Raw genomic sequence first — 13,639 nt, forward strand, 5'->3', positions numbered from 1 at the left:
TTAATTTATCTTAATTGAGTTAAGCATTTGAGATTGAGCAACTAAAATAATCACTTAAAAACAAACGCTACAATTAATAATTAACTATTAAGGTGCGCTTGGACCTACATCACTTGGTGTAAGTGGTGTAGGAGCATTGATTGAAGGTGAACTGCTTAACACGTTCAATTCAGAATTACTTAATGCTCCACCGCTAGCCGCTGTTGCTGAACCAGTTGCATAAACTTTGTTACCTGACCAATTGTTTGTAGAGCTGTTAGCGTCATTTTCAAATAACAAACCTTGGCTACTTACAACAGTATTATCAGTGATTGTATTATTAGTTGGTGAATTGCCGTACTTAGAGTCTGCACGACCAATATGAACGCCACCATTACTATTTACAATGGTATTGCCGTAAACATTAGCACCAGTAACATTCTGATGGCTATCGTTACCAAGCGTATCACTTTGATCACCATTATCTAATAACAGTGGTAATCTCCATGAATCACCTGATAATCCTTCCATGTAGTTATTGTAAATAACATGGTCTGCACCATATACACGAATACCACCGGTTTGATAGTTCTCATCAGTCCATACAGCACTGTCACCACTTCCGTAGAATTGGTTGCTGTGTGCTACGTTATCATGACCTAAACGGAAAGATAATGAACCCATAGAGTTAATGAAAGTATTGTTGCTAAATTCGTTACCTGATGTTTTCACGGTAATGATTTCATTTTCACCATCACAGTTATCAAATAAGTTATATTCAACAAGGTTGTTAGTAACTTCATCTTGCGAATCAGCAATACCCATTACAATCGCTTCACGGTCTGAGTCACCTTCAGGAACCGTATTTCCAGTAGCTACATAAGCAGGAATGTTTTTAAAGTAGTTGTGATGAACATGTGTATCTTTAGTCATACCTGCACCAGTTTCGTACTGATACTTAATGAAGCTACCGGTATTTTTACCACCTTCTCTATGCGTAACGTTTTTATCACGGAATGTATTGTAAGCAATTTCAATGAATTGACTAGGACCTGCCATGATGATTGAGTTTTGACCCGTTGTTACATCTTTATGGTCAAATACACTACGTAAAATTCCGATATTGGTAGAGTCAACAATTTTAAACAAGGTACTTGCGTCTTCATTTGGACCATACACAAAACCACTGAATATAATATTGTTAGTACTAGTAAGCGCGATGCTTGTTAACGTAGTACCACCAATAGTGGCAGCACGAACTAATACAGGTGAAGAGAAATTAAGGTTTTTAATTGAAATTTCATCAGCACTACCCGTTACTATTATTTCATCACCCGCTTTTGCGCTAGCAAGTGTGTCTGCTAGGTCGCCAGGAGAAGTAGTAATTACTGTACCATTACCAACAAAATCACCACCTTGCTCTGGACAAGTATCAGTTACATTACAATCAACAACACCATCATCACCGCCATTGTCGCCGTCATCACCACCATTGTCGCCGTCATCACCGCCATTGTCGCCGTCATCACCGCCATTGTCGCCGTCATTACCGCCGTCATCACCGCCGCCATTATCACCACCACCAACTACTTCGCCATCAGTTTCGCCGTCAAATAAACGAACATAGCTTAGGTTAGTGAAAGTTAATTTACTTTCAGTGATGCCTGCATCTTCATAAAAATCAGCCCAGTCTGCTGAATCATCCACGTCTTCACGCGTTTCAGCATCTTGTGCTTGTAAGTAGTTACCAAACTTCAAGTAAGACTCTGAACTATCTTCAATGGCTAAGCTGTATTCATTTTCTTCACCATTTATTGAAGATCTTACTGTTACATAACCGTAATCGTTAATAATTTGGAAATCGAAATTATCACCGCTTTCGATAGTACCTAGTGCAAATTTTTCTTCACCAGAGCCATCTTCTTTAGCCATACGCACGTAAACATCGAAAATGCCGTTATTTGCAGTACTGTCATCAAAGCCAGATTCGCTTGAATCAGATACATAAAGTTTTACGATAGTACCCGTATCGCTTGCATGATGCTGTGCAACAATCATTTTTGAGCCAGTTGAAATGTCTAACTTGATGTTTGCTTGGAAGTTTTCATAAACTTCAGTCATAGCAACACGTTCGCTAGAAGCAATTTTAAGCTCGTGTCTCCAACCGTTACCGTTTGGTGTAACGTGCTGTGCAGCTAAGGCATCAAATACCATTGAGTTACCAACGATAGGGTCAAGGCCATTATCGCCACCTTCTAAATCCCAAACTGACATATCCCAATCTAAGGTACCCGTATCTCCGCCGCCATTATCGCCGCCGTCATCAGTGTCTGAAGCTTTAACATCAATCCAATTTAGATTGAAATCATTACCCGTAACCGCAATACGAATTGTATGTTCGCCAGCACTTAATTCACCTAAATCAACTGTTTGAGTTGACCATGATTGCCAGCCACCTGTTGCAGTTAAAGCAACACTATCAGTAACATTACCATCAACTAAAACATTAAATGCACCAGTTGATTTTTTTGACGCAAGACGAATATCGGCAGTAAATGTGCCTTCATCGCTTACAAAAATTGGGTATTCAAGCCATTCGCCTGATTTAATCCAACCAACATTGTAACCGCCGCCTGTATCTGAAGTGACTTGTACATCAACATTATCAGTACGATATTCACCACCGCTATTACCTGCTGAGTTATCAGAGAAGTCATTGTAATCTTCTGCTTGAATTAACGCAGGAACAGCGGTTACATCACCTGGATTTGATATAACAGATGAAGTATTAATATCAACCTCAGTAATACTATTCCAGCTGTTAGATGTATTACCGTAACCAACAACTTGTACGTATTGACCAACTGAAGATTCTAGTGCAACGTTAAATTGGCTTGTTGTACTAGTGTCTTGAGTACCACTGTATACAGTAGTCCATGATGAACCATCTGCAGAAGTTAAAACGTCAAATGTTGATGTGCGTTCATCGCCTTTATAAAAGGCTATATCGATAGATTCAATATTTACGCTTTGACCTAAATCGTATTGAAGATATTCACCATCGCCATTTGCTGACCAACGAGTATCTAAGTTGTTATCTATTGTATTTTCAGGGCCGTTACCATCATTTGATGATGAAGAAACGGTTAATGCATGGGCTGCACCTGTAGATAGCGCTAGCGAAGCTGCAATAGCTGTAGCTAAATATTTTATTTTAGTATTCATTATAATTATATTCCTCAATTGTTTTTAGATGTCCTTATAATTTATTCATCGGTTAAGCTGCGTGCTTTTGTTATTTGGCAGGCAAGTTTATAGATGAACAATTATTGAGTAGTGAAACGCACTACCAGCCTTATTAAGTTATAAAAGGTTGGAAATGCTCTCATTGTTGTGGACGTTATTTTATTATTATCATCTTACTGTTATTACCTGTTTGACCATTGGTTTTACCAACTTGTGGCTTATTGGTAATGATTGTTAGGAGTCACTCCATGTTTTCCTGACTCTTTTATATTACATTTTTAACATTTTAGCAACAATTCAGTTCTTTTTATATTCAATTGGTCAGGTGGGTTTTGGTATATTGGTATGCTAAAAATTGTGTTTTGGCTATTGAAGCTAGATTAATTGGTTATTTCCATCAATATACTTATTGTTTCTCATGTGTTAATTGATTTATTTATCAGTGGTTTACGGTTTTAATTGGTGCTTTTTTGTTATTGGTATGTGATTTAAAAAATGAATAACCAGTTAATAATGGAGGTGAGCTTTAATTTTATATTGGTAATAATTTTAATTTGATTTTGGTTAGGTGGTTGTTGGCGGGAATTGAAACTAAGATAAGTCCTTGGTATGGGTTTTACTATCTTAATTAAGACAAAAAATATAGTTTATTGTCTTAATTAAGTAGTAAATAATGGCTGATCTGGGTGTGACCGATCTGTATAATTACTAAGATTGAGGTAAAAAATGACAGAAAATATTAGCGTAACTATTTCCTTTTAATGGTGTGGGTCTGCCATGAGATAATCGAGCGCCTTCGTAGAATATCATTTCGCCAGGCTTTAACATCACTTGATGTTTACGGTAATAATTATCTTCAATCTCTAATGGCCAATCTTGTTTTACATCTTGATCAACATTGAGGATCACGCTGATAATATGAGTTTCAATGCGATCTCGGTGCATTTTAAGTACAGCACCATCAAAATACACCCGAATACCGTAAACATAAGTCGGCGCTAATTTTTGACCAGACCATTGCTCTAATATTGGTTTCATCGTGTTGTGTATTTCTTCTCGTAATGTATCGCTTAGCTCAACTAATGCACTGCTTTTTTTGTGGGTTTTAGACTTATTTAAGTTATTACTTTGATTGTAAATAAAGTCACCAGGGACGTGTTCATCAACAATGGAATGTTTGTTTTCTTGATAGAATTGAGTGATTTTATCAAATAAAGGTTTCGGTAATTGGCTCTTTTTAAACCCCGTTTTGGTAAAGTTGGGCACGTATTCATTTTTGCTTTTACTGAGCATACTTGGTGCTGGCGTTAAACGACTATAAGTTCTAAACCACTTAGTGATTACTGCTTTATAGCCTTTAATTACTGGCATACCGTGATGCATGCTATCAGCGTTTGTACGGCCATTTGGGCGTAAGCTATTCCATACAACCGCCATACCTGTTTTAGGTTTTATTGATTCTCCAACGTTAACAAAAGCCGTTTCACCGCCTTGTTCAACGTCGTTTAAATAAATCATAAAAGTATAAGTTCGTTGTCCCATTAGTGCACCAAATTGCTCTATTTCATGAGACTCAAAATAATCTGTGTGTGCTTTAAATTGTTGACCTACTTCGTAAAGTTGTCCTTGCACAACTTCAGAATACGATTCATCAATGCCAATCATATCGCAAATACGTTGGTCTATTTCCTCCATGAACTTATTATTTAACTTACCTAAATCACAAGTTCTGCTGGTTCGATAAGCTGCATCTGCTTCAGCAGAAGTTAGCTCTGAGGGGCGAAGCTTTGAGCGAATCAATTTTATAATTTTATTGCATTCAACTTCATTTAAAAAATTGTCTACGGTATATAGTTCTAAATCATTACTAATAAAACGCTTGGCGTTAGGTATAAAAATTTCGCTACGTTTAGCTTTTACTCGGTTATTATTTTTATCTTGAATCGCTCTGGCTTGTTTTTTCTGGCGAGCTTGCTCAAACGGGTTAATTAGTTTATCTGTTGTGGTTGAAGGTTTGTAATTCATTTGCTTTGCTATAGCATCAAAGGAGTAACCTTCGTCTAACAATATTTTGAACAAACCATCTTTATCCTGGCCGTTTGCAACATTGGTATTAATCCAGTTAATCCAATCATCAGTAAATGTTTTTTTCATACCACATTAAACCTATTAAGTAATATTTATCAAAATTCAAAAATATAAAAGCCTGAGCATGCTCAGGCTTTTATGGTTAACGTTTAACTATTGAGCCTCTTATGAGGATACCCTAGTTAATGATTAAATTAAAATTAATCATGTTGAACAAAGAAATCATACACAATCACTTCACCGTAATTATCTTCGTGGTCTGTGTAATCGCCTTCTTTTTCTGAATTACTTTGCGTGTAGTTACCTACTTTAAAGTAAGACTTATCGTAGTTAAGATCCATAACATAATCATTAGAACCATCTTTAACTAAGTACTGTGCAGCATTACCGTTTGAGTAAGCATTTTTAAGGTTGCCATCTTCACTGTAGTAAACGTAATGCTTACCGTCGATAACTTCGAACATTACTTCATGTACAGTACCTAATGAATAATCAGTTTTAACAGTAACATTGCTTCTTAGTTTACCACCGTTAAAGCTTAAGAAAAGATGTTCATTTTCTAGTCTTAGTACTAGTGCGTCATCAATACCGGCAGATTTATCACCATGAATTTGAGTTGCTACAAGGTGTGGCTTAACAATTGGTAAATGGGTAATAGCTTGCTTAGAATATACTACGTGAGTACCGTCAGTAGTCCAGTAAATGTCTGCGCTACCATCTTCAGTACGTTCGCGAAGTTCAGAGCGAATGTAATCTGAGTTAGGTGTTGAGCCGTTATCACTTCTCATCGGAGCAAAAAATACGATACCGTCTTTGTCGTCATTTACGTAGAAGTATTCGTTAGTAACACCTTCAAGTTTTTTCTCTTCAACACCGTCAGGGAAAGTCATTTTCCATTGGTTGAAATTACTCATTAAATCAGACGGCGCATTAGCGTCACCCACAGGAGTAGGGGTTGGTGTAGGCGTCGGCGTAGGAGTAGGAGTAGGGGTTGGTGTAGGAGTAGGGGTTACCGTTGGTGTCGGCGTAGGTGTTGGAGTAACTGTTGAACAACCATTTGAACAATCAATTGCTGCGAATTCAGTTACACTGTTCCAAGAATTAGAAGAGTTACCGTAACCTGTGTAGCGTACATATCGTGCATCAATAGCTTGATCAAAATCAAAACGCTCAAGACCAGTGCTGCCACCAGAGCTTGCTGTTAAACTAACTGCTTGTACCCAGTTATTATTATCAGAGCTAACTTCAATTTCAAAGTCGCTGCTACGATCAGAGCCTTTGTAAAAAGCAATATCAACACCTGATAATTCTTGTTCTGAACCTAAGTCTAAGCTTAACCATTGGCCATTACCATTTGCAGACCAACGAGTATCTAAATCACTATCGATAGCATTTTCAGCACCGTTACCATCATCAGAACTTGCTGAAATGCTAATTTGAACTGGCGTTGGTGTAGGAGTTGGAGTCGGTGTAGGCGTTGGAGTTGGTGTAGGAGTAACAGTGCCAGTTGAATCTAGTGTAAAGTCATCAAAACGACCTTCATCACCACCGTAAGCACCAAAAATAGTAATAGAAGTTGCAGAGCCTGAGTTAAACGAAACAGATACTTGTTCATAACCATCATCACCGCCACCAGTAGCAGATGTTGTGCTACCGTTAACTACAGCGCCAATTTTACCAGAGCCATCAATATATGCTGATAAGGTGTAATTTGTATTTGCTGTAACACTTACTTGTTGTTCAAATTTACCAGCAGAGCCAGTTATTTTTGCGGCTCTTGAACCTGTATGTTCATCGCTAGAAATAGCTGAAGGATCGGTATCTGACCAACCGCTAAACTGATCTTCAAAGCCTGCGTTGTTAATTGATACTGATGCTGCGTGAGCGCTTAATGTACTCATTGATAACGTTGCGGCAATGATTGCTGCAGTGTAAGTTAATTTTGTATTCATTATGTATATATTCCTAATTATTGTTTTATTAGTTCAACAATCTGCCCGTTGATCTTGTCTGCTTTTTGTTATTTTTATTTCACAGTGTCAATTTTTACATTGGCAGTTAGTGAGGTTTTACGGTGTAACAACTCACAACATGTGTCACTAATATTTTATTGTTAAATCTATTGGTCATACCCATAAACACCCAACGGTTGACCAATTTTATTTTAAAAAGTTTGTTATACAGAAATAAATCCATCTTTTCCTAACCCATTTATATTGCATTTGCATGACACTTACAACACTTTATTACATTTACGTCACAATTATTTAATAGAGTTTTAACTCTAGCCGGGCTCTGGCTTGGTTAGTTTTTGTAAGCGTTAGAGGTAGGTTTATTAATTTTTTTGAGATGTTTTTTTTATGTTTGTTTTTGAAATGAATCTTGGTAATTAGTTGTTTTTATTCTATATATATATATGTGCCTAGTGTTTTCTTTATTAATATCTTTAGTATTAATGAAAAGGAGAGGGATACAAAAATATATAAATATTTATACTATAAAAAGTTTGGGTTAATTGGTTTTGTGTTGGTTTTGTGTTGGTTTGTTATTGGTTTTACATTAACTTATTTTTGGTAAATTAGGTTGGGTTGTTTGGTAAGCTTAAGCTTGCGTCATTGAACATAACACAGGATTAACTGTTTAATAGGTAACCTGAGTTCGGGATAATGAAATTGTAAAGTATAACAATATCAACTATTTGTATTCACGTATCTACAATAGTTTTAATTATTCGTAGTACAAGGCGGGAAAGCGAAGCCAATAACGGGTTATTGGGAGCTTTCGTAACGCAGTAATACGGATAATTAAGGCTGTTGTAGCATTTTGCTTATCCCGAACTCAGGTTAGGTATTTCAAGGTATAAAAAAGGGGCTAAAAAAGCCCCAGATATTTTATGTTAACACCACAAATCCATTATTTTAGTTCAAGATTTAGTGGTGTTAATTATTTACTATAGGTTAATAGTATTACTCATTTTCTGCAGCACTAGATTCTGCTTCAGATAACGGCATTGACACTAAGCGAATACTATCGAAGAATGCTTCAGTACCGTCTGTAGGCACGCCTTCAGCAGTTAAAGAAACATTATCAACACGTAGTTCGTTCTCTTTTGCATTATCTGATGATAACTTTCCGTCTAAAGCAGTAGCTGAGGTGTCACCTTGAATAGCTTGTGGCTTAAATGAGATGGTGATAGTTGCTGAAGTATTATCAGCAGAGTTTACGGCTTGAGTGTAACGTTCAAAACCATCATCTAAATCAACATCTGTCATGTCAGCCATACTTAATTCTAAGTCATCGATAATAACAGAGTTATCACCTTCAATACGTAGAATTATCGCGGCACCAGCTGAATCGCTTTTAACTAATAAATCTAATGAGAATTCATAATCTTTATTAGCATCTAGACTGATACTCTGACTAACGCTAGGGCTTGAATTAGCGTGTTCTAAATAGGTATAACCTAATTTAACTGAACCATCAGAGCCAGACGCTGTGTTACTTGATGTGCCTACATCACCGCCACCGCCATTGCTACTTTCAGACAGAGTCCAAGCATCACCGCCAGCTTTAAAACCAACAAAGTCAGCATCAGTAACATATTCATTTGTTACGCCACTATCAACCATTGCTGTAATTACTGCAGAGGTAGCTGCACCAGAGCTAAAGCTAACAGAGCTAAAACCATAGTCGCTTGATTTACGTTCAGCAGCATAAGTTTGACCGTCAACTGTTACAGATAACTGAGCAGTACCTTTCATAAATGCAGACAAGGTATAGTTAGTATTAGGTTCAACAATAACTGTTTGCGCAGCATTTGCAGCATTGCTGTCAATTTTCAATGAGTAGCCTCGAGAGAAGACATCATCAATAGCATTTGCTGAAGTAACAATAACGCCACCATTATCTGTCCAGCCAGTTAAGTCACCGCTATCAAAGTCATGGTTAGCAATATCAACTTTTTGAACGTAAACTTTGCCTGGTGTAGGTGCAATAGTAGGACCTACATCTGCAGGAGTTAACGGCTGTAAAATAACAGGTGAAGTTGATTCTTCATCAGCACCCGATGTAGTCATATCAGAACGCGTTTGACCGTCCATATCAGTAGTTGGTTGAATGAAGCTACCAGTATCTACTACTGCGGCTGTTAATGAAGGGCTAGACATTGTAGTGCGGTATAAACCGTTACTGTCTTTTTCTAGCATAGCATCTTCAAAAGTAAAACCAGCTAAAGATGTTGTGCCGTCATCAGATAATGATTGGCCATGTACGTAGTTACCATCGTATGTTCCACTTGGCATATTTTCATCGTTAGTACGAATTACTGGACCAATTGCGCCAGCAATAACGTTATTAATAAAATATACATTTGATGGTGCAGTATTATTATTACCACCAGAAACATTTAAACTATTTACACTGTCAACAATGGTGTTGTATGCCACTAACACATTTTCAACATCTTGATAGCCGTTGTCAGTATCACCTGAACCATCACCAGTGGTTAATACAATACCACCATTCCAGTTAGAGCTTAGGAAACGCGCACCTTCAATGTAGTTATTAGTTATTGTATGCTCACCATCAACTAAACGGATACCGCCTGAAAATGGGTTGTCATCACCAAAAATGAAGTTATTGCTAATATTAGCACCTTCACCATGACGACTTACAATAGAGCCGTTACTATCACGAACTGTATTATTGCGAATAATGTTGTTAGCTGATTTATTAGAAATAATTTCAGCTTCACCTTGAATACGCTCAAAGTAGTTGTTTTCAACAGTTGTATACGATGGTGCAGAGTGAGTAGTACTTAAACCAATACGAATTCCTTCATATTCGTTATCACTTGAACCCGCGTAACCACGTCCCCATGCTGGTGCACGATCACTAAAGTAGTTGTAATCAATTAGCGCGTAATCGGCAGGGAAACCATAAGCGTTAAAGTCTGATTCAGATGTCCAACGGCCAAATACCATTAAGGCGCCACGAGACTCTTTACCAGAGAAGTAACTATGATCTACACGGTTATGATGGCCATAGAACTCAACCCATTTAGAAGCGCTAAAGTCACCGTTATCCATATCAATAACTGATACCTCAGTTACACGACAATAATTACACTCTTCACTGTTTTCAAATTTAATGATAGAGCTACCTGATTCACCATCACGTAATACGAAACCTTGAACAATAATATGCTCGCCGCCCATTCTAATAGATGATTCACCACCTGAAATTACTGCGCCACTTGCTGTTACCGATGCAACTGTGATTGGTTGCTCTGCAGTACCCATACCGTCAATGCGTAATTCTAGCGGTCCAGTATAGTTATTATCAGCTAAACATAGTGTATCACCAGCAACTAAATCTTCAGCAGCATCTTCTAATGCTGAAATAGATGTAACTGTTTGAGTACAGTTAATTTCAGGTACAGTATTTCCGCCAACCAACATTGTTGTGTCGAGGTATTCTGGGCCTGTAATTGTGACTGTAATTGCTGATTCAGTACCATCTACTGAAAAAATAGGGATAATATCTGTTAGCGGATCAGAGCTTTCGGTTAATGCTAATACATCGGCATTGTCTTTATTTACCGTATATTGCCACTTATGATCACCATCATCAGTTGAGATAGAAAAAGTACCGTAAGTAGTGGTTACGTTATCTTGTGTTTGAATTACTTCTTCACCGGCATCGTCATCACTAAACCAAATTTGAACATCAAGTGCTCTATCTGAGTTACTTGCTATGCTTTCTGAATAACCAGACGTGCCAAAGCTAGCATTTGGTACACCACCGCCAGTATCGCCACCGCCAGTATCACCACCGCCAGTGTCGCCACCGCCAGTATCGCCACCGCCAGTATCGCCACCGCCAGTGTCGCCACCGCCAGTATCGCCACCGCCAGTGTCGCCACCGCCAGTATCGCCACCGCCAGTGTCGCCACCGCCAGTATCGCCACCGCCAGTGTCGCCACCGCCAGTATCGCCACCGCCAGTGTCGCCACCGCCAGTATCGCCACCGCCAGTATCGCCACCAGCAAGGCCACCAGATATAATTATAGCGTCTTGAGTTTGGCTAGTGTATACAGAATTACTAGAAGTAAGCGCTGTAGTTACTGAATATTTGTCGTTTTCAAAGTCATCTGAATAAACAAGCGCAGTACCTGCAGTGTCAGAATAAACTTTAACATTATCAATGTTGAAAGTACCCGCTACAGTTGCATCGGTGTCACCAAACTTGAAAACAATATGTTGAGCACCATTCATAATGTCTGAAAATGCTTTTACTGTTACGTTAGAATCGTCAGTATATGTTTTTCCGCTATCTTGTGTAGGGAAGGCAACACCTGCATTCACAGCTACACCGTTAATAGCCATAGTAATTAATGGACCAGATTCAGCTGTTGCTGTAGTAGCGTCCCATGTTATTTCAACATTAACCCAATCATCTTGCGTGAAGGTTGAATCTACCTCAACATCATCTTGATTACGTATTTCGAAACTACCGTCATCTAAATGACCTTTAACTCGTAATTCTACTAAATCGTAACCACTGTTTGCACTTGCACCATAAATACCAATGTAAGCATCTTTAACGTCAGTATCATCATCTACAGCAAAGTTTGTTGCATCACCAACTTTTTTAAATGAAACTTCAAGCTTACCTGTTACTAATGGATCAATATTAACATCAGCTAGTTTTAATCTTAACTCACCAGTATCGCCAGCGACGGTATCGCCAATAGCTAGTGATTGAGAATTATCAACTTCACCGCCAGTATCACCACTACCTTCAACTTCCACAACAATCACTTCTTGAGTGTTTTTATGGTAAGTCGTAGGAGCATTGATATCTTCAATGTTGTTATCACTCGTACCAGCCGTGTTTGTATGAGAATCTAAAGATTGATTTACAGCATAACTTTCGAAATCATCCTCAAAGATTAAATTAGTACCTGCAGCGTCACTATAAAGTTTAATGTTATCGACAAACATTGCAGTTGTTTCAGTTGCTGAACTTCCACCGAATCTAAACAATATATTTTCAATTGGTGTTGTAGTGCTATTAGTAGTTGGAGTGTAAGTTTCAGCAGCATTGTCACCAATTTTCACAGTGAACTGTGTTGCAGTCCAAGAAACTTCAACATCTACCCATACATCAGCATCGTAATCTACAGGTGTCATAACGCCATCACGTGTTGTTACATCAGAACTACCAAATTTTAGATCAGTTACAACATTTGAAGTTGATGTGCTGCTACCAAAGAACCCGATGTAAGCTGATTCACTTTTACCTGCTTCTATTAAAAGAGAAGCTGTTAATTTACCTGTAGTTGCTCCATCAAGGTTGTATCTTAACTCACCAGTATCCGCTGTAGATGTATCTGTCATCTTAGCAACTTTATTTGAATCGCTAGGAGTCGGTGTAGGCGTAACTGTCACAGCTACACCGGTAATAGTAATGCTTAGTGTGGTTTCTGTATTATCAGAGGTAGTTACTTTAAAAGTATCTTGAAGTTCAGCACCTTCAGCTAAATCTGTAACCGCCGAAATGTCAGCTAAAGTATATGTCCATGCACCTGCAGCATCGATAGTAAATGTACCGAAACCACCCGTACCGGTTGCATCTGTGTGGGTAGTGAAAGTATCACCATCAAGATCTAATATAGACAACATGCCGCTCACAGAGCCTGCATCGTTATTTAATCCATAAGTGGTTCCACCTAACAAGGTAGAGTCATCGTTAAGGTTTAGGCTAGCAACCTGACTATCACAACCAAGTATTTTTACCTCGGCTAAATTATTCCAATCACTTGCAGCGCTACCAGTTACAGTAATACGCACATATTGCGCTTCTGATTCAGTTACATCAACAGTGTCATAAACGTCTTCAGCATTATTAGCGCCAGTTGTTGGAGCTAATACTGTTTCCCATGTAGCATTGTCATTAGACGTTTCTACAGAATAATTAACTTGACGACCTGTATCGGCAGACTTAAGCCATAAGAAACTAAGTTGAGAAATTGTCGATACTTCAGCTAATTTGATTGTAATTGACTCTGGAGCAGAACCAACTGTTTCAACAGTCCAAGCTGTTGCAGGATCCATATCGGTAGCGAGGCTTCCAAAAGCGTCTTTTGATTCTTGATATGCTGTCGCTAAAGCACCCGCTATTGTTTTTTCAGTTGCGGCAGTACAAGTTGCGCCAGTATCGCCGCCGCCAGTATCACCGCCGCCAGTATCGCCACCGCCAGTATCACCACCGCCAGTATCGCCACCGCCAGTATCACCACCGCCAGTATCGCCACCGCCAGTAT

Annotated in this window: 4 protein-coding genes; all 4 read right to left on the minus strand. The window is 38.5% G+C overall.

Annotated elements, in window-relative coordinates:
- Positions 1-87: 87 nt before the first annotated feature.
- Positions 88-3,204: a chondroitinase-B domain-containing protein gene (locus tag CWS31_RS17760; RefSeq protein WP_211355849.1), complete on the minus strand. Its 3,117-nt coding sequence runs from the start codon at positions 3,202-3,204 to the stop codon at positions 88-90.
- A 729-nt stretch (positions 3,205-3,933) separates the two neighbouring features.
- Entirely contained in the window at positions 3,934-5,379 is a 1,446-nt protein-coding gene (locus CWS31_RS15455; RefSeq protein ID WP_101343985.1) for a 2OG-Fe(II) oxygenase, read from the minus strand.
- Positions 5,380-5,513: 134 nt separating this feature from the next.
- Positions 5,514-7,265, minus strand: coding sequence for a polysaccharide lyase family 7 protein (locus CWS31_RS17955; RefSeq protein ID WP_101343984.1), 1,752 nt, complete (start codon positions 7,263-7,265; stop codon positions 5,514-5,516).
- Positions 7,266-8,279: 1,014 nt separating this feature from the next.
- The coding region (locus tag CWS31_RS15465; RefSeq protein WP_148747779.1) for a chondroitinase-B domain-containing protein at positions 8,280-13,639 on the minus strand (5,360 nt) is incomplete at its 5' end.

Origin of the sequence: Colwellia echini (assembly GCF_002843355.2) — a bacterium.
Taxonomy (GTDB): domain Bacteria; phylum Pseudomonadota; class Gammaproteobacteria; order Enterobacterales; family Alteromonadaceae; genus Colwellia; species Colwellia echini.